The sequence below is a fragment of the Novosphingobium sp. 63-713 genome (assembly GCF_001898925.1).
In the GTDB taxonomy this organism is placed as follows: Bacteria; Pseudomonadota; Alphaproteobacteria; order Sphingomonadales; family Sphingomonadaceae; genus Novosphingobium.
Map to the genome: position 1 here is coordinate 220589 of NZ_MKVS01000008.1, position 18923 is coordinate 239511.

An 18923-nucleotide genomic window follows, 5' to 3' on the forward strand; every position below is an offset into this window, starting at 1 on the left:
CAAGGAACAGGAAGAGTTTCATGCGGCTTGACGATTTCGACCCCAATGATGTGGACATCGAGGATCAGCGCGGTCGTGGCGGTGGTCTGGGGGGCGGCTTCGGCTTTGGCGGGGGCGGTCAGGGGCTGCAACTGGGCGGCGGCGGACTGGGGATCGGCACGATCGCGGTCCTGATGATTGGCGCATGGATGCTGGGCTTCAACCCGCTCAGCGTGCTGGGTCTGGCGGGCGGCGGCCCGGTCGGCGCGCCGGTGGCGCAGCGCCCCGTGGCCAGCGGCAGCGATGCGGCCAGCAGTTGCACGGTGGATGCGGCAAGCCGGGAGAGCTGCAACGCGCTCTCCTCGCTCAACAAGACATGGCGCGGGCTGTTCGAAGGGCGCGGGCATACTTTCGCCCGCCCTCGCCTCGTGTTCTATTCTTCACGCGGATCCTCGGGCTGCGGCGCGGCGCAGAGCGCGATGGGGCCGTTCTATTGCCCCGCCGATCACGGAATCTACCTCGACACCGACTTCTATCGCCAAATGGACACCGAACTGGGCGCGACCGGCCAGTTTGCGCGCGATTATGTGATCGCCCATGAATATGGCCATCATGTCCAAAGCCTGCTGGGCACCTCGGCCAAGGTGCAGGCCCAACAGGAGCGCAACCCTGACGCCGCCAACCCGCTCTCTGTGCGGCTGGAGCTTCAGGCCGATTGCTATGCCGGGGTCTGGGCCGCGCGCAACCGCGACCGGCTGGAAAAGGGCGATATGGAAAGCGGGCTGAATGCCGCCCATCAGATCGGCGACGATACGCTGATGAAATCCGCGGGCCGCACCCCGGTCGAGGCCGCCTTCACCCATGGCTCTTCTGCCCAGAGGATGGAATGGCTGCGGCGCGGCATGGAGAGCGGCGATCCGGCGAAATGCGATACATTCGGGGCGGTGAAGGGATAAGCGCCACCTTTTGCCGTCTCGCGCGTTCCCATGGATGAGAGGAACGCAACAGCGGGACCAAGCCCATGACACTTTGCCGATTGATCGCGATTGCCCTGATCCCGTTGCTGGCCACGCCGCGCTCGGTTCAGGCCCAGACGGCCAGCCCCAGCCCCAAGCCGCCGCCGCCCGTCACCCGCGCCGCGCCAAGCGTTGAAGATGTTGCGACCACGCCGCTGAGCGACCTCAACATCCGCAAAAAGGGGGTGCCCGACATTCTGGTCCGCGCGCAGGCCGCCCCTTATGGACTGAGTGGCATGAGCCGCTGCCCGGCGCTGCAAAAAGAAGTCCGCCAACTCAACGCTGTGCTGGGCGAGGATGTCGATGCCGCCCGGCGCAGCGGGCGCAAGGTCATCCCCGGCAAGGTGGCGCAGGATCTGGTCGGCGGCATCCTGCCCTTTCGTGGCATCGTGCGCGAGATCAGCGGGGCCAATGCCGAGAACCGAGCCTTGCAGCAGGCAATCTATGCCGGGTTTGCGCGGCGGGCCTTCCTGAAGGGCGTGGGATTGCAGAAGGGTTGCGGCTATCCGGCGCGGCCGGGGTAAGGTTTTAAAGAAAGTGGGCCTCCGGCGGGCAAAGGGCGACGGCCCTTTGCAATCCCATTTTTGGGGTGGTGGGAGGTTTGACAGATTGTGTGATGAATTTGGAAAGCCTCCGGCGCAGAAGCATCAGGCTGATTGGCGCCGCAGGCTTTCAACATCAGACGCCGCGTCCGACACTCATTGGCCGCGCTTTTGGCGCAACGCATACAATAATGGGAGCGCGAGGGTCTAGACCCTCGCATTCAACCCTACTTCTAAAACAAAAAAGCCGAAGGCTCCTCACCCCCGGCTCTTTTGCATTTCAATCCGAAACCGGCGTCTTAGTAAACGCGCTTCTTCGGCTTGATATATTCGACGTCGTCGGTCAGCGTGTATTCGTGGACCGGACGGTAGTCGAGCTTGACGTTGCCACCCTTGCCGCCCCAACCGTCGAACCAGCCCACAGTGTGCTTCATCCACTCGCCATCGTTGCGATCGGGGAAGTCTTCGTGAGCGTGCGCGCCGCGCGATTCCTTGCGGGCGTGGGCGCCATGCAGCGTGACCGAAGCCTGCGAGATCAGGTTGTCGAGTTCAAGCGTCTCGATCAGATCCGAGTTCCAGATCAGCGAGCGGTCCTTGATCGCGATGTCCTGCATCTTGTCATAGGTCGCGGCCAGCTTGGTCTTGCCTTCCGCCATCAGCTCATCGGTGCGGAACACGGCGGCGTGGCCCGACATGGTGCGCTGCATCTCGGTGCGGATTTCCGCGGTCGAGCTGCCGCCCTTGGCGTGGCGGAAGTGATCCAGACGGGTCAGCGCCAGATCGGCCGAGTCGGCGGGCAGTTCGCCATGCGCCATGCCCGGCTTCACGATTTCCTTCAGGCGATGACCAGTTGCGCGACCAAACACCACAAGGTCGATCAGCGAGTTCGAGCCAAGGCGGTTTGCGCCATGGACCGACACACAGGCCGCTTCGCCCACCGCGAACAGGCCCGGAACCACATGGTCAGGGTTGCCGTCCGGCCCGATGGTCACGACTTCGCCGTGATAGTTACAGGGAATGCCGCCCATGTTGTAGTGCACGGTCGGCACCACCGGCAGAGGCTGGCGGGTCAGGTCGACACCGGCAAAGATCTTGCCGCTCTCGGTGATGCCCGGCAGACGCTCAGCCAGCACCTTGGGATCGATGTGATCGAGGTGCAGATAGATGTGGTCGCCATGCGGGCCAACGCCGCGGCCTTCGCGGATTTCCAGCGCCATCGAACGCGAAACCACGTCACGCGAGGCCAGATCCTTGGCCGAGGGAGCATAGCGTTCCATGAAACGCTCGCCCTGCGAGTTGGTCAGATAACCGCCCTCGCCGCGCGCACCTTCAGTGATCAGCACGCCCGCGCCGTAAATGCCGGTCGGGTGGAACTGCACGAATTCCATGTCCTGCAAGGGCAGGCCCGCGCGCAGAACCATGCCGCCGCCGTCGCCGGTGCAGGTATGGGCCGAGGTGGCGGTGAAGTACGAACGGCCATAGCCGCCCGTGGCCAGCACAACGGCATGGGCCTTGAAGCGGTGGATCGTGCCATCATCGAGACAGATGGCGATCACGCCACGGCACTGACCATTTTCCATGATCAGGTCGATGGCAAAATATTCGATGAAGAAGTCGGCGTCATACTTGAGCGACTGCTGATACAGCGCGTGGAGCATGGCGTGGCCGGTACGGTCGGCCGCGGCGCAGGTGCGCTGGACCGGCGGGCCTTCACCCATGTTCTGCATGTGGCCGCCAAAGGGGCGCTGATAGATCGTGCCGTCGGCGTTGCGGCTGAAGGGCACGCCGGCGTGCTCCAGTTCGTAAACCGCAGCCGGGGCTTCACGCACCATATATTCGATGGCGTCCTGATCGCCCAGCCAGTCCGACCCCTTGACGGTGTCGTACATGTGCCACGTCCAGTGATCGGGCGTGTTGTTCTTGAGGCTGGCCGCAATGCCGCCCTGCGCCGCCACGGTGTGGCTGCGCGTGGGGAACACCTTGGTGATGCAGGCGGTCTTGAGACCGGCTTCTGCGCTGCCCATGGTGGCGCGCAGGCCGGAGCCCCCGGCGCCGACAACCACGGTGTCGTAGGTATGGTCGATGATCTTGTAAGCAGGCGCGGACATTATCTTATGCTCCCAGCGCGAGACGGAGGATGCTGAACAGGCCATAGGCCGCGCCGCCAAAGGCGGCCAGGTTCAGCGCGGTCATGGCGGCGAACTTGGCGCCGGCCTCATGAACATAGTCTTCCACCACGACCTGAAGGCCAAGGCGCGCGTGCCAGAAGGTGCTGATCACGAACAGCGCCAGACCGGTCGAGGTCACGGGGCTGATGATCCAGTCGCGCAGCGTGATGTAAGAGAAATTCGGCAGCGCCATCAGCGAAACCGCCAGCCAGCTGGTCAGCACCAGATTGCCGATGGCGGTAAAGCGCTGGAGCAGCCAGTGATGCGAGCCCGAATGGGCCGAGCCAAGACCGCGAACGCGGCCTACGGAAGTTCCGTTACCCATCTTCCAATCCCCTTAACGGGCCAGCAGGCAGGCCCAGAAGGCCGCCGTCAGCAAGATGCCAATGACCGGGCAAAGCGCCGACCAGAAATTGTTGCTTTTCACTTCAAAGCCAGCGCCGATGTCGAGCAGGAAGTGACGGATGCCCGAAACGGCATGATTAAAGACCGACCAGCTGATACCGATCAGCACGATACGGCCATACCAGGTGCCAGCCTGCGCCGAAAACAGCGCATAGGCGTCAGGACCAGCAGCCAGAGTGCCAAGCCAGCAGAGCAGCAGGCCAAGCCCGGCAAACGACGCGGCGCTGCCCGTGGCACGGTGCAAAATCGAGACAGCCATAGCTGGTCCCCAGCGCCAGATCTGCAAATGCGGTGAAAGCGGCCGCGCTTTGCGGGCTTGCGAGGCTTGAGCCATTGCGACGAATCCCCCTTGGGCTGGTTCATGTTGCGTTGCGGGACAGTCCCGCGCGAAGAACCCCTTAGCCAAATCCTTGTCGCGTGCAAGCTTCACAATGAGGCATTGCCGCTAAAGTCGCAATTGAATGGTAACACGCGGGTCATTTTCGCGGCCACTTGGCATTGGTCGGCCTTGGGCCTATCTGCGCCGGTATGACCGACGCCAATGACAGCCCTGAATCCGCCGAAAACTGGAAAATCACCGTTTTTGGCCCCCGCAAACAGATCGAGGCGGCGCTGATCGCGCATGAAGACGCCTTTGACTGGGATTTCGAGATCGTGCTGTCGGGCTGCGAAGTGGCCAAGGACAAGCCCGAGGAATGGGTGCTGGAGGCCTATCTGCCGCGCAAACCGCGCAAGGCAGATAAAAATGCGGTCATCGCGTTGTTTGCCGATGCGACTCCGCAACTGATCGTCGAACGCCTGCCCGATATCGACTGGATCACGGCCAGCCAGGAGGGACTCGAACCGATCGTGGCGGGGCGATTCTGCGTGCACACGCCCGACCATGCGCCGGTGCCGGGGCTGATCCCCTTTGAAATTCCCGCCAGTCGAGCCTTTGGCACCGGCCATCATGAAACCACCGCCGGTTGCCTGACCATGCTGGGCCATATGAAGGATCAGGGCGTGATCGCGCGCAATGTGGCCGATATCGGCACGGGCACGGGGCTGCTGGCCTTTGCCGCGCTGGAATTGTGGCCGCGCGCCTATGCCACGGCCAGCGACATCGATGCCGCCTGCGTCGGCGTGGTCGAACATAATTGCGCGGTCAACGGCTTTCCCATGGGCGCCCGCGCGGGCGAGGTCACGATGGTCGTGGCCGACGGCATGGACGATCCGGTGCTTCAGGCGCGCGGGCCTTATGATCTGCTGATCGCCAACATCCTTGCCGGACCGCTGATCTCGCTGGCGCCCGATTTCGCCAAATCGCTGGTGCCGGGTGGGCATCTGCTGCTGGCGGGCCTGCTGGAAACGCAGGAGCCGCAGGTGCGCGCCGCCTGTCGCCGGGCGGGGATGCGCCTTGCCGCGCGGATGGTTTCGGGCGACTGGTCGATCCTGTGGCTGCGCAAGCGGAGCTATGCGCGGGTGCATGCTTCGCAGGTCGGGGCATTGCCGGATTGGTCGAAGAAGTGGTGAAAGGATGATGCGAGGGACTCGTCCCTCGCGCTCCCATGACTGTATGCGTTGCGCCATAGGTTCGGCCAATGGGTGTCGGACGCCCCGTTAGAAATTGAAAGCCTGCGGCGCTATCCGGCGCAAGGCCTCCGCGCCGCAGGCTTTCCAAAATCATGACGCAATCTGGCAAATCTCTCGCCACCCCAAAACGGGATTGCCAAGGGACGAGTCCCTTGGCCCGCCGGAGGCAAAACCCCTTACTTGGTAAACTTCAACAAGAACTGATCCGTCTTGTCATGCAGATCGAACACCTTCTTGGTATGATCGTCCTCTGCATTGGCCAGAGCCTTGCTTTCACCGGCAAATTTGAAGCCCGCCTTGACCACTTCGGCCTTCACCAGTTCCGGGTCGATCCGGTGCAGCGCGTCCGTATCCGTGGTGCCCGAACCCGACTTGGCCGCATGATCGCTGACCAGATAGGTCCCGCCCGGCTTCAGCGCGGCCAGCGCCGCCGCATTGGTCGGCTCGGGGCTTTTGCCGGTATGGTGCAGGTCGTGATAGTTCTGCGTAGTCCAGATCAGGTCCACCTTTTCAGGCGGCGCGATCTGCTCGCCCAGCACCAGCTTCACATTGGAATAGGCCGGGTTCTTCAGGATCGGATCGAGTCGCGCCAGACGCTCGGGCGGGGTTCCGGCGGGCATCCAGATATAGACCACGCCCTTGGGGCCCACCGCCTTGGACAGCAGGCGGGTAAAATAGCCGCCGCCGGGCAGCAATTCGCCCACCTTCATGCCCGGCTTGACCCCGGCAAAGGCCAGCAAATCGCCCGGTTTGCGCCCGGCATCGCGCGACACATCGGCCTCGGGGCGATCCTTGTCGGCCAGGGCCGCCGCGATGGCCGCCTTGTTGCCCTGCGCCAGAACCGCACCCGGCACCATCGCCGTGCCGGCCAGCGCCAATGCGCCCGCGATCATCCACGCCTTCGACATATCTGATACTCCCCACCTATTATGAGACGGATGGGAACCTATCCTAACGCGAGGGATTGCCAAGGCCGCGAATGTAAGATTTTGTACGCGCTCGCTATCCAGCCCGCGCGACGATCTCGGCCCATTCCGCCTCGGTGATCACCGGGATGCCCAGTTTCTCCGCCTGCGTCAGTTTCGAGCCCGCCCCCGGCCCGGCCACCACCAGATCGGTCTTCGCGCTGACCGACCCTGCCGAGCGCGCGCCCAGCCTTTCGGCCTGCGCCTTGGCTTCATCGCGACTCATGGTTTCCAGCTTGCCGGTGAACACCACCGTCTTGCCCGCCACCTCGCTGGCCTTGGTTTCGACGATATAGTCGGGCGGGCTGACCTCGTTCAAAAGGTCTTCCCACACGCTGACATTATGCGCCTCGTGGAAGAAATCGCCCAATGCCTCGACCACGGCGGGGCCAATCCCGTCGATGCTCACCAGTTCGGCGCGCGCATCGGCCACTTCGGGAAGTTCGGCCGCGCCCGCATCTCCGTCTGTGCGCAACTGGTTGGCCTTTTGCGCCACCGCGCGCAACGCGGGCAACGTCACGAAACGCTTGCACAGATCGCGCGCCGTCACCGCGCCGACATGCCGAATGCCAAGCCCGAACAGCAGCCGCGCCGCATCGGGCTGTCGCTTGGCCTCAATGGCGTTCAACAGGTTATCCACAGACTTGTCCTGCCAACCTTCGCGCCCGACAATATCACCGCGGCGGCGATGGAGGCGGAAAATATCCGCCGGACTTTCCAGCCAGCCCAGGTTGAAAAATTCCTGAATCGTTTTTTCACCTAATCCTTCAATATCTAATGCGCCCCTGCTGACAAAATGCTTGAGGCGTTCGGTGCGTTGAGCCGGACAGATCAGCCCCCCAGTGCAGCGCACATCGACCTCGCCCTCCTCGGCCACGGCTTCGCTGCCGCATTCGGGGCAATGGTCGGGGAAATCAAAGGCGGGGCGCGGGTCCTCGCGGGTCAGGTTTTCCACCACCTGCGGAATCACATCGCCCGCGCGCTGCAACACCACGCGGTCGCCAATCCGAACGCCCAGACGCGCGATCTCGTCCCGGTTGTGCAGTGTGACATTCGTCACCGTGACGCCTCCCACCAGCACTGGCGCCAGACGCCCCACAGGGGTCAGCTTGCCGGTGCGGCCCACCTGGATGTCGATGGCCTCCAGCGTGGTTTCGGCGCGCTCGGCCGGGAATTTGCGGGCGATGGCCCAGCGCGGCGCCTTGGCGACAAAGCCAAGGCGATCCTGAAGGGCAAAGTCATCGACCTTGTAGACCACTCCATCAATTTCATAAGGCAGGTCAATGCGTTGCTTTTGAATATTGCGATAATGGTCGAGCATGGCCGCAAGACCGTCGCAGCGCTGCAGCCAGGGCGAAACCGGCACACCCCAGGCCGCAATCCGCTCCATCATCGCCCATTGGCTGCCCGCCGGAATGCTGCTGGCCGCGCCCCAGCCATGCGCCAGAAAACGCAGCGGCCGCGATGCCGTCACCCGCGCATCCTTCTGCCGCAAAGACCCTGCCGCCGCATTGCGCGGGTTGGCAAAAATCTTGTCCCCCGCCTGCTCCTGCCGCTCGTTCAGTGCGATAAAGGCCGCGCGCTCCATATAGACTTCGCCGCGGATTTCGAAAACATCGGGCGCATCTCCGCGCAATTCCTGAGGAATATCGGGAATATGCGCGACATTGGCGGTCACATCCTCGCCCACCTGTCCATCGCCGCGTGTCGCCGCGCGCACCAATTTGCCCTGTTCATAGCGCAGCGAGAGCGACAGGCCGTCGATCTTGTCCTCGGCGGTAAAGGCCACCGGCGCGTCCTCGGCAAGGTTCAAGAACCGCCGCACGCGCGCGACAAATTCGCCCACTTCCTCGTCGGTGAACGCATTGTCGAGGCTCATCATCCGCACCTCATGCGCCACCTTGCGCAGGGGCGAAGCGGCCACTTCATGGCCCACCTTGTTGGTCGGACTGTCGGCGCGGATCAGATGCGGAAAGGCCGCTTCAAGCTCGGCATTGCGGCGGACCATCGCGTCATATTCGGCGTCCGGGATCTCGGGCGCATCATTGAGATGGTAGGCCTTGTTCGCCCGGTTGATCTTGCGGGCAAGGCGCATCAGTTCGTTGGCGGCTTCAGCTTCGTTGGGCAGGGATATCGTCATGACACCCTCTTAGCCCAGCGTCAGCACGCTCGCCACCATCGGGCGCCGAATGGCGAAACCGAGTTGTTCATAAAGTGCTATCGCCGCAGCATTCCCGGCCCATGAATGCAGATAGGCCCGATCACCCCGCGCCGCCAGATCGGCCATCACCCGCAGGATCAACCGACGCGCCAAGCCCCGCCCGCGATAATCGGGATCGGTACAGACCCCGCTGACCTCGGCCCAGCCATCGCCGGGGCGAGCGCGCTCACCCGCCATGGCGATCAGGCGTTCGCCATCGAACATGCCATAGAATTGCCCGTAAAGGCGGGTCTTTGGCCCCCATGGCCCCGGTTTTGTGGCAATGGCGAGCGCGGCCATCTGTTCCGCATGGCTCTTATCCAGAGACATGATCCCGGCAAAGTCCGCCTCGGGCGGCGAATTTTGCGACACCATCTGCACCAAGGGTGCTGTCAGCCTGGCGGTCAGGCCGGGGGCGAACACTTCCTCGGGTTCGACCAGCCAGATTTCATCCTCCGCCCCGTTCAACAGTTCGGCCAGCGCAGCCTCCTGCCCCGGTGCGGCATTGGCGAAAGGGCCATAATCGGGCTCAATCCGCACCGCGGTCTGCCCCGCATTCCAGCGGGCCAGATGCGATTGGCGGGTGTTGAGGGCGGTCCAGAACGGGCGGTCGAGAGGATGCATAACACGTTATATAGAGAGGATAAGGCGAGGGTCCAGACCCGGCATCGCCCAACCATCATTTAAACACAGCCAATGCCCTCGCCCGCCATCGCCGCAAGCGCTGCTAAACCCGCTCCAGCAGCCGATCCGCCTGCGCCCTTGCCTCAGGCGTAATTTCCGCACCCGACAGCATCCGCGCGATCTCTTCCTGCCGCCCGCCACCGTCGAGCAGGACCACGCCCGTCCGCGTCACCAGCCCGTCGGAGGATTTGGCGATAAAATAATGCTGCCCCCCGCGCGCCGCCACCTGCGGACTATGCGTGACCGCCAGCAATTGTCCGGAGGAGGCCAGACGCGCCAGACGCTCGCCAATCGCCTGCGCCACCGCGCCGCCCACGCCCCGGTCGATTTCGTCGAAGATCATCGTGGCCGCCCCGCCCTCTTCCGCAAGAGCGACCTTTAACGCCAGGATAAAGCGCGACAATTCGCCGCCCGAAGCGATCTTGGCCAGAGGCGCGAAATCCGCGCCGGGGTTGGTGGCGATCATGAATTCAACGCGGTCCATGCCCGATGCCCCCCACTGGGCTTCATTAAGCCGGGCCACATCGGTGCGAAACCGCGCCGCGTCCAGTTTCAATGGGGCCAGTTCGGCCTTGACCGCCGCGTCCAGCCGCAAGGCCGCCTCGGCCCGCGCGCTGCTCGCCGCCTCGGCCAGTTTCAGCCATGCCACGCGCGCCTTGGCCGCCGCCTGTTCCAGCGCCGCCACCTCGGCCTCCCCGCCCTCGATGGCGCTCAGGGCGCTGCGCATTTCCTCCAGCTTGGCGGGCAATTCCTCAACCGCGCAGCCGTGCTTACGCCCTGCCGCGCGCAGATCGAACAGGCGCGTTTCCACCCGGTCGAGCGCCAGCGGATCAAACGCCAGCGCATCGAGCGCCCGGTTCAGCTTGTCCTCGGCATCGTCGGCCTCGATCATCGCCCGGTCGAGCGCCGCCAGCACTTCTTCGAGCAGGGCATGTTCGCCCGCGATCCGGTCCAGCCGCCGCGCCGCCACGCGCAATTCGGCCAGCGGCGAATGCGATCCGGCAAACACCTGCTGCACAGCAGCCAGATCGCCCGCCAACCGCTCGCCCTTCTGCATGGTCGCACGCTCGCCGGCCAGTTCCTCCTCCTCGCCTGCCTGAGGCGAAAGAGCTTCGAGTTCAGCCACATGCGCCTGATAGAGTTCGCGATCTTCGGCCGCCTTGGCAATGCCCGCGCGCGTCTTGGCCAGCTTGGCCTCGGCCTGCCCCCAGGCCTTCCACGCGGTCTCCATCGCGGCGGTATCGACCCGCGCATAGCGATCAAGCAAGGCACGATGACCACGCGGATTGACCAGCCCGCGATCATCATGCTGCCCATGGATTTCAACCAGATAGGGCGCCACTTCGCGCAGCAGGGCAACACTGGCGGGCTGATCGTTGATGAAGGCCTTGGACCCGCCGTCCGCCTTGATCTGACGCCGAATCAGGATGGGCTCGCCCGGCTCCACCTCGACGCCCGCATCGGCCAGCGTCTGCGCCACCGCGCCATGCAGCGCGCCCGGTTCGAACGAGGCGGTCACGCTGCCCAGTTCGGCGCCTGCGCGGACCAGACCGCTGTCGGCCCTCATCCCCAGAATCAGGCCCAGGGCATCGAGCAGGATCGACTTGCCCGCCCCCGTCTCGCCCGTAAGCACGCCAAGGCCCGGCGCGAAAGCGAGATCGAGCGCCTCGATCAACACGATGTTGCGAATGGAAAGATGGCTAAGCATGTTCGCGCATCGTTCTAGCCGAAGCGCGGGCCCGCGTCTATGCCCTCAAGCGCCTTCAAAACATCCAGCGCCACACCGCAGCGGCCACCGAAATCAGCCAGACGCCCAGAATCAATCCATGTTCGATATGAAACGCGGGCTGCCCCCGGTTGGGGTTCAGCAATTCCGGCCCATCGGGATGCAGCATGGGCGGCGGGTTTTGCAGCATCTCGCGCACAAGCTCTGCGGCGGCGGCATCATCGAGCCATTCGCCCTGATCCTGCCCGGAAATTCTGCGCCATTCGCTCATACTCGACCCTGCCCTTCGGCGGTAATCTGGGCGATGGTGGCTTAAGCCCCGGTATTATCCCGATAAGGACAATATCTTACTCCGCCGCTTCGGCCGGTGATTCCTCGGGCGGATCGGCAAAGGGCGGCTCGACCATGATCGGGTCGGCCAGAGTCAGCCGGTCGAGCATGGCGGCCATTTCGTCGCGCACGGCTAGCATCAGCCCGCGCAACCGGCAATCTGCCTCGGGCAGGCAATTGGCGCAATGTTCGTGGGCAAACCGGCTCGCACAGGGGACGAGCGCCAGACTGCCCCGCGTCAGACGGATGATGTCGCCATAGCGGATGTCGCAAGGCGCCAGCGCCAGTTCATAGCCGCCTTCGCGGCCACGATGGCTGATCACCAGCCCTTCGCGCACCATTTCCGACAGGATGACGGTGAGGAACTTGCGTGGGATATTCTGCGCCTCGGCAATCGCGTCGAGCCGAATCGGACCCTGCTGCCACAGGTCAGCAAGGTGCTGAAGCGCGCGGATCGTGTAGCGGGTTTTCTGCGATAGCATGGCGGCGGCATAACAGCGCCCATCCGAAGAAAATGTCAATCACCGGGTTAGACATTCCACGGTGTCATGCAAAGATATGCCCCGCCACCCGCCGCCCAACGCAAAAGGCCCACGCCATCCCTGGCGCGGGCCCTTGCAAAACGGCCGATCCGAGGGATCAGCTGACCTTGGTGCCGGGGGCATATTTGCCCATCATGGCATAGGCTTTTTCATACCACTCGCTGCCCGGATAATTGGCGCCCAGCACAGCGGCGTATTTCTGCGCCTCGACGGGAATGCCCAGCGCCAGATTGGTTTCCACCAGACGGAACAGCGCCTCGGCGGTGTGGCTGGTCGTCTGATACTTGTCGATCACATTGCGGAAACGGATATCAGCGGCCAGCCAGCGGCCCGAACGCTCGTAAAAGCGGCCGATGTCCATTTCCTTGCCGGCCAGATGATCGTTCACCAGATCGATCTTGAGGCGGGCATCGGTGGCATAGCGCGTGTCGGGATAGCGGCGCACCACGTCATTGAGCGCCGAAAGCGCTTGAAGCGTGATCTTCTGATCGCGGCTGACATCGCTGATCTGCTCGTAATAGCTCATCGCGATCAGGTAATAGGCGTAAGGCGCATCCTTGTTGCCCGGATGGATCGAGAGGAAGCGCTGCGCCGACTGCACCGACTTGGCGTAATCGCGCGCCGAATAATAGGAAAACGCGCTCATCAACTGTGCGCGGCGGGCCCAGGGGCTGTAGGGGTGCTGACGCTCCACCTCGTCAAACAGCGCGGCGGCCGTCTTGTCCTCGCCCGCATCCAGACGCTTCTTCGCCTCCAGATAGAGCGAATCGACGTCGCGCGCGACATAGGCGGTATCCTTGGGCTTCTTGCCCCGCCCGGCGCAACCGCCGGTGATCGCCATCGCGCCAACGGCACAGGCAAGGAGGACAACACGCGGCGACAGGCTGATGCTAGGCTTAGACATGGTTTGGCCTATAGCCAGCGTCTGGCTGAACGCCAAGTGAAAGCGCATGGTTGCCTGTCGCAATTCATGGGGTACCCGTCCCTTATCTTGCGGTCCGCTGGGTCGACTGCAACATCCGGCGCAGCAATTGCGCATAATGGCGCGAAACCAGCTCGATCTCCTGATCGGGGCGGACCGCCACGCGGAACAAGCGCGGCGCCATCACCACACTGGCCAGCAGCACCGTGGCCCAGACCTCGGCATCATGGGCGCCGCTGACCGTGGGGCCGCCCTTGCCATCCTCGTGGCGCGTCACCTGGGGCGATCGCGAGGCCAGTTCGACCAGTTCGTCCCAGCGCGGAAAATTGTTATGGATCGGCGGATGGTTGACCAGATCCATCACCCATTCATGCATCAGTTCGGGATTGAGCAGCGAGAACTGCACCGCCTTTTCCAGCCATACCTGCGAATCGCCGGGCGCCACCATCATCTCGCCCAGTCGGGCCCCGAACCACGCCTTGGCGGCCGACAGCAGGGCCTCGCGGCTGTCAAAATGATAATAGACGGTCGAGCGGTTCATCCGGGCATCGCGGGCAAGCGAGGCCACCGTCAAGGAATCAACACCGTCACGCCCTATCAGCCCCACCGCCCGCTCAACCAGTTGGCGGTGTGTTTCCTCATAATTGCGATTGCGACGCTGTTCTAAAGTCTGGCGCGTTTCCGACATGCCCCTTGGCAATTCCACATTTGTTGGGAAATCAAGCTGTTTAACCTGTTTTCCCTCTATAAGGGGTAATTTATTCAGGAACCGTTCGCCAACTTTGAACAATCGTTAGCGTTTCGTCGTAAAACCATTTTTACCCCATCGCTACCATCACGCCGACCGCGCCCGGATGGTGAATCAAGATTCGCCAATGGTTAGCGATGGGTTAATCGGAAACACCCCCTTTTGCCGGGGGCGCCAACCGTCCTCAATTCCAATAGGCCACCGCGCGCAATTCGATGCTGGCGCGAATTTGGGCATGGGCCAGACTGGTGTCGTGAAAGGCCGTGTGCGGGCAACGCCATGTGCGCGCATGATCGCTGTCGTGGAATTTGAACAACAGCACATCATCGCGCTCCATGTTCGAAAAATACCACCAGCGATGCGCCGGATTGTGACGGAAAATAGTGGCGGCGATCATCTGATCCTCGCCCTCGACCGGCGCGGTCAAAGCCTCACCCACCGGGAATTGATCGACCACGAACAAAGTGTTCGAAACGCCCTCGCCATCGGCCACAGAGCGACCATCACACACCGCCAGCGGCCAGTCCTGCGGCCCGGGCGAGAAGGTGCGCCACAGCGAAACACAGCAGAAGCGGCGATAGCCGTCGCGCGAACCGAAATGCTGCTCATGCATCCGCGCGGCGGCCTTTTGCCCGGTCAGCGTGTTGTAATCGACATGGGCCTCACCGGCGGGCGGCTGAATGCCGCCTGCGTGCTGATAGTTTTCCGTCTTTTCCTGGGCGCGGGTCGAAAGATCGGCGCTGGTGCGGATCATCCAGCCCTGCGTGGCCACCCGGTCGGCCCCGGTCAGGTTGCGGATGATCCGGGCGGCCTCGGCGTGATATTTCTCGTCCACCTCTTCCCGGTTCCAGAAATCCTCGATCGCGCTCGGCCCCTTGCCGATCATGAAACCATGGGTGTCAAAGGCGAAGTGATCGCGGATCGGCATGCCGTCGCGCACCACCGCCTCGTAATCGCGATATTCGCCGGTGTTGATCTCGGCCCCGGCGCGAACATAGCGGCGCGTGACGAAATCTCCCGGCGCCAGATAGCGTATCAGGGCCGGAGCCTGCCGCTGCCGGTCCTCTACGGCATCATGGGTGATGGTGGCCATTATCTGCTCCTCTCTCTCGGATTCGCGCTCTAGGGCGATGTCGGAGAGAAGGTAACGGATGTTAGTGAATTACACAAGTGTGTAAGAAGGGCTTGATGCGAGGACACAGACCCGCCCGCCGCCCCAACAAGCTCGCCCTCCCCGCGCCGCAGGCCATAAAAAAGACGGCCCCGCCGCAAACGCAACGGAGCCGCCCAAACCCAATTATAGGGATTGCAAAGGGTCGAGACCCTTTGCCCGCCGGAGGCAAAACCTCCTTAAATTACTTCACCAACCCGGCATGCACCAAAGCCGCATCCACCGCTTTGCGCGCGCCCTCATTGCAGGGCACCAGCGGCAGGCGCAGATCCGCGCCAAAGCCTTCGAACACCTTGGACAGGGCATACTTAACCGGCCCCGGCGAGGCATCCTCGAACATGGCATAGTGCAGCGGATAGAGCAGATCGTTCAACCGGCGCGCCTCGGCCAGATTGCCCGCCGCGCAGGCCGCCTGGAAATCGGCGCACAGGCGCGGCGCGACATTGGCCGTCACCGAGATGCAGCCGACCCCGCCCGCCGCGCTGAAGGGCAGCGCCAGTTCATCGTCGCCCGAAAGCTGGCAGAAGTCCTTGCTGATGCCCATGCGGTGATCGGTCACGCGCGACAGGTCGCCGCTGGCGTCCTTGATGCCGATGATCCGCTGTGGGAATCGACGCGCCAGTTCGATCACCGTCTCCGGCTTGATATCGGTGACGGTGCGCGCCGGCACATTGTACAGCACGATCGGCAGGTCGATATGTTCGGCCAGATAGGAGAAATGGGCAAGCAACCCTTCCTGCGACGGACGATTGTAATAGGGCGCGACGAGCAGCGCGGCCGCGGCCCCGCATTTCTTGGAAAAAGTCATGTGCAACAAGGCGTTCTGGGTATCATTGCTGCCGCAACCGGCGATCACCGGCACGCGCCCTGCGGCCTGCTCGATGCAGACCTCGATCACGCGGTGGTGTTCGGCATTCGACAGGGTGGAATTTTCCCCCGTCGTCCCGCAAGGCACCAAAGCGCTCGAACCGTTCTCGATCTGCCAGTCCACCAAACGGCGGAAAGTCGGCTCGTCAAACGCTCCATCGCGAAAAGGTGTCACCAGAGCGGGTATGGAACCGGAAAACATCGACTTTATCCTCTTTCATCGCCCACCTATAGGCGGCATGGCAAATCTGCCAGCCGCGCCATGGGCCGGCGCCTACTATCGCAACGCCTGATAAGGAGCCATAGGCCATCGTGTCCAGCACCATGATGCCCCGTTCGAAATCCACTTCCCGGCACCGTCGGCGCCGAATCGCCTCGCTGGCGCTGCTGGCGACGGTGGTCCTCTCCGCGCCCGCGCAATGTCAGGAGGGGGCCGAATGGGACCGCGCCCGCGCCGAATTGAAGGCGAGCGCGCCCGGCGCCGTGGCCCCGGCCATCGCCCGCTGGAAACAGCTGGTGGGCACGGAAAATCAGGGATTTGATGCCTATGCGGGCTTTGTTCTGGCCTGGCCGGGCTTTCCTTTGGAGGAGAGCATGCGCCGCGCGGCGGAGAAATCGCTGGCGATCCAGAATGTGCCTTCGGCGCGGATTGTCGCGCTGTTTGATCGCTTTCCCCCGCTGACCAATCCGGCGCGCGCGCAATATGCGCTGGCGCTGGCGGCCGAGGGACGGGCGCGCGATGCGGCCGATATGGCCCGCGCCGCATGGCGCGGCGGGGCGATGAGCGATGCGGCCGAGGCGGCGATTCTCTCTCGCTGGGGCGACAGATTCGCCCAGACCGATCATGATTCGCGTCTTGAGGCGCTGCTCTGGGACGGTTCGACCGCCCAGGCCGCCCGCGCCCTCACCCGCGCCTCGCAGACCCGCTGGGCCGTGGCGCAGGCGCGTCTGGCCATTCAGCAGGGCGCGGGGGTGGAAACCCCGATGGTCGGCCCCGATGCGATCGAACAGGTTGCCGCAACTGCGCGCACCGCCGATGAGCAGGCCGAAATGGCCCGCATCACCGCCGAGGCCAATCCGGGCCTTGTCGCCCCCTCGGCCCCGACTCCGGCCCCCGCTCCGGCGCTGATGGCGGCCACGCCTGAAATGCTGTCCGATCCGGGCTATCTGGTGGACCGGGCGCGCTATCTGATCCGGCGCGGGCGCGGGACCGAGGCGGCCAGCCTGCTGGCCACCCGTCCGCCGCTGGCACGCCCGGCACTCGATCCCCGGCGCTGGACGGGAGTGCTGCTGGCTGCGGCACGGGCGGGCGGGCCGTCCGATTCGCTGCGCATCGCGCAAGGCGCCACCGAAGGCTTTCCCGAGGGCAGCGAGATCGCGCAGATGGCCTTTGGCGTGCGCGATGATTACACCTCGCTGATGTGGCTGGGCGGGACCACGGCGCTCTGGCAATTGCGCGATCCGACTTCGGCCGCCAAATTGTTCTATAATTACGCCCATGCCGCGCGCACCCCGATGACGCGGGCCAAGGGTTATTACTGGGCGGGCCGCGCGCTGGACAGCGTGGGGCAAAGCAATGGCGCGTCTGAGTATTACCGCTGGGCCGCGCAATTCCCCGATCAGTTCCACGGGCTTTTGGCGCTGGAGCGTCTGGGCCAGCCGATCCCGCCGCTGCACGACGGACGCCGCGCCACACCCACCCATGCGCAGGCCCGCGACTTTGCCGCCCGGCCGATCACCCAGGCCGTGCGCGAAGTGGCCCGCGATGCCGAATGGCAGACCACGATCCGTTTCTTCCGCGAAATCGCCAATCAGGCCAAGGTCGAGGCCGATTTCACGCTGGTGGCCGATCTGGCCCGCGCCTTGGGCCGCCGCGATCTGGCGGTGATCGTGGGGCAGGCGGCGGAGAATGCGGGCTTCAACAATTTCCGCGATTCCGCCTTCCCCATCACGCCAACCCCTCCGGGCAGCGACTGGACATGGATCCACGCCATTTCGCGCCAGGAAAGCCAGTTCAGCCAGAACGCCATGTCGCGCACCGGCGCGCGCGGCCTGATGCAGTTGATGCCGGGAACAGCGGCGGAGCAGGCGCGCCGCCTAGGCCTGCCCTCGTCAACACAGGCGCTGATCGACGATCCGCTGTATAACACCACGCTGGGCAATGCCTATTTCCAGCGGTTGGTGACCTCCTATCGCGGGTCCTATCCGCTGGCGGTGGCGGCTTATAATGCGGGGCCGGGCAATGTGAACAAATGGATAGCATCACGCGGGGATCCGCGTATGCCGGGCGGGCCGGAATGGGTCGAATGGATCGAGAAGATCCCTTTCAGCGAAACCCGCTCCTATGTCGCCCATGTGCTGGAAAACGCCGTCACCTATGAGGCGATGTATCCCGACCATGCGGCCTACAAGGGGGCCAATCCGCTCAGCCATTATCTGAAGGACCCGCGCCCCGCCCCGCCGCCGCCTGCGGTCATGCCGGCACCTTCGGGGATGCCTGCGCCTTCCGGGATGCCGGTGCGTACGCCCGCGCCCAGCTATGGGCCGCAGCCGACCTTCACCTCTTCGCCGGTGATCCAGCCGGTCAGGCCGGGGCAGTAAGGAACACAGGCATATCGCTGTTTGCCATGCTGATCCCTGCCCCGTTCAGCATGGCGACGATATGGCCCCGGTGATAGGTGGCATGGTTGACCACATGCATCAGGATGGCCTCGCGCGTCATCGCGCCATCCCCGCCGCCGATGAAGGTGAAAGGCACCACCTGCCCCCGCGCCCCGGCATCCAGCCCTGCGCCATAATCCAGGAACCATGCGTCCAGAGAGGCCAGCGCCGCGCCGATCTGCGCCATCGGCGGCGGATGGCCGGGGTCGCGGCTGGTATGGCCATGCGCGCGGCCCAGCAGATGCGCCTGCCAGACCTGAGCGATCACCAGCATATGGTGATAGGTCCGCCGGATCGAACCGAACACCACCGGTTGCGGCGCATCCAGCACCGCGTCCGGCAGGTCGGTCAGGCGATCAATGACAATCCGGTTGGCCCATTGGCCATAGGCAAGATAGGTTTGCAGCATGGCACCCGGTTTGCCC

General features: G+C 63.9%; 18 protein-coding genes. 4 read left to right on the plus strand and 14 right to left on the minus strand.

Annotation, left to right across the window (positions count from 1 at the left end; translation table 11 throughout):
• The first annotated feature begins 20 nt into the window (after positions 1-20).
• Together BGP00_RS06170 and BGP00_RS06175 are read left to right on the plus strand one after the other, a co-directional pair.
• Positions 21-935, plus strand: coding sequence for a neutral zinc metallopeptidase (locus BGP00_RS06170; RefSeq protein WP_292690010.1), 915 nt, complete (start codon positions 21-23; stop codon positions 933-935).
• Positions 936-1000: 65 nt separating this feature from the next.
• Positions 1001-1519 (plus strand): hypothetical protein, encoded by a 519-nt coding sequence (locus BGP00_RS06175; protein WP_292690008.1) that lies wholly within the window; start codon positions 1001-1003, stop codon positions 1517-1519.
• Between the two features lie 317 nt (positions 1520-1836).
• Here the strand turns inward: BGP00_RS06175 and sdhA are convergent, their stop codons facing one another.
• Genes sdhA through sdhC form a run of 3 tightly spaced genes read right to left on the minus strand, consistent with a single transcriptional unit; the run spans position 1837 to position 4444 of the window.
• Positions 1837-3645, minus strand: a complete 1809-nt coding sequence (gene sdhA, locus BGP00_RS06180; RefSeq protein WP_168604526.1) for a succinate dehydrogenase flavoprotein subunit — start codon at positions 3643-3645, stop codon at positions 1837-1839.
• A gap of 4 nt (positions 3646-3649) precedes the next feature.
• On the minus strand, positions 3650-4030 hold the full coding sequence (gene sdhD, locus BGP00_RS06185) for a succinate dehydrogenase, hydrophobic membrane anchor protein (RefSeq protein ID WP_168604525.1): 381 nt from the start codon (positions 4028-4030) through the stop codon (positions 3650-3652).
• Positions 4031-4042: 12 nt separating this feature from the next.
• On the minus strand, positions 4043-4444 hold the full coding sequence (gene sdhC, locus BGP00_RS06190) for a succinate dehydrogenase, cytochrome b556 subunit (protein WP_168604709.1): 402 nt from the start codon (positions 4442-4444) through the stop codon (positions 4043-4045).
• 194 nt (positions 4445-4638) lie between these two features.
• Here sdhC and BGP00_RS06195 point away from each other — a divergent pair, with 194 nt between their 5' ends.
• Positions 4639-5622 carry a 50S ribosomal protein L11 methyltransferase gene (locus BGP00_RS06195; RefSeq protein ID WP_292690005.1) on the plus strand — a complete coding sequence of 328 codons (984 nt, stop codon included), beginning with the start codon at positions 4639-4641 and terminating at the stop codon, positions 5620-5622.
• A gap of 236 nt (positions 5623-5858) precedes the next feature.
• Here the strand turns inward: BGP00_RS06195 and BGP00_RS06200 are convergent, their stop codons facing one another.
• The 10 genes from BGP00_RS06200 to dapA all read right to left on the minus strand — a co-directional run bounded on the left by BGP00_RS06200 (position 5859) and on the right by dapA (position 16039).
• A complete protein-coding gene (locus tag BGP00_RS06200) occupies positions 5859-6590 on the minus strand; it encodes a methyltransferase (RefSeq protein WP_292690004.1) in 732 nt (243 codons plus the stop codon).
• Between the two features lie 94 nt (positions 6591-6684).
• Positions 6685-8787, minus strand: coding sequence for an NAD-dependent DNA ligase LigA (ligA, locus tag BGP00_RS06205; RefSeq protein WP_292690002.1), 2103 nt, complete (start codon positions 8785-8787; stop codon positions 6685-6687).
• Between the two features lie 9 nt (positions 8788-8796).
• Positions 8797-9471 (minus strand): GNAT family N-acetyltransferase, encoded by a 675-nt coding sequence (locus BGP00_RS06210; RefSeq protein ID WP_292690000.1) that lies wholly within the window; start codon positions 9469-9471, stop codon positions 8797-8799.
• Positions 9472-9574: 103 nt separating this feature from the next.
• Positions 9575-11239: a DNA repair protein RecN gene (recN, locus tag BGP00_RS06215; RefSeq protein ID WP_168604520.1), complete on the minus strand. Its 1665-nt coding sequence runs from the start codon at positions 11237-11239 to the stop codon at positions 9575-9577.
• Between the two features lie 55 nt (positions 11240-11294).
• Positions 11295-11528 carry a hypothetical protein gene (locus BGP00_RS06220; RefSeq protein ID WP_292689998.1) on the minus strand — a complete coding sequence of 78 codons (234 nt, stop codon included), beginning with the start codon at positions 11526-11528 and terminating at the stop codon, positions 11295-11297.
• A gap of 76 nt (positions 11529-11604) precedes the next feature.
• Complete coding sequence (locus tag BGP00_RS06225; RefSeq protein ID WP_168604518.1) at positions 11605-12069, minus strand: Rrf2 family transcriptional regulator; 465 nt, start codon at positions 12067-12069, stop codon at positions 11605-11607.
• A gap of 157 nt (positions 12070-12226) precedes the next feature.
• Positions 12227-13033, minus strand: a complete 807-nt coding sequence (locus BGP00_RS06230) for an outer membrane protein assembly factor BamD (protein WP_292689996.1) — start codon at positions 13031-13033, stop codon at positions 12227-12229.
• Positions 13034-13115: 82 nt separating this feature from the next.
• Positions 13116-13739 (minus strand): TetR/AcrR family transcriptional regulator, encoded by a 624-nt coding sequence (locus tag BGP00_RS06235; protein ID WP_168604516.1) that lies wholly within the window; start codon positions 13737-13739, stop codon positions 13116-13118.
• 244 nt (positions 13740-13983) lie between these two features.
• On the minus strand, positions 13984-14892 hold the full coding sequence (locus BGP00_RS06240) for a CmcJ/NvfI family oxidoreductase (RefSeq protein ID WP_292689994.1): 909 nt from the start codon (positions 14890-14892) through the stop codon (positions 13984-13986).
• A gap of 262 nt (positions 14893-15154) precedes the next feature.
• Positions 15155-16039: a 4-hydroxy-tetrahydrodipicolinate synthase gene (dapA, locus tag BGP00_RS06245; protein ID WP_292689993.1), complete on the minus strand. Its 885-nt coding sequence runs from the start codon at positions 16037-16039 to the stop codon at positions 15155-15157.
• Between the two features lie 110 nt (positions 16040-16149).
• Between dapA and BGP00_RS06250 the strand changes: the two genes are divergently transcribed.
• Complete coding sequence (locus tag BGP00_RS06250; protein ID WP_292689992.1) at positions 16150-18438, plus strand: lytic transglycosylase domain-containing protein; 2289 nt, start codon at positions 16150-16152, stop codon at positions 18436-18438.
• Here BGP00_RS06250 and BGP00_RS06255 read toward each other — a convergent pair.
• Positions 18422-18907, minus strand: coding sequence for a DinB family protein (locus BGP00_RS06255; protein ID WP_292689990.1), 486 nt, complete (start codon positions 18905-18907; stop codon positions 18422-18424). The two genes, BGP00_RS06250 and BGP00_RS06255, sit on opposite strands and share 17 nt — an antisense overlap.
• Positions 18908-18923: the final 16 nt, after the last annotated feature.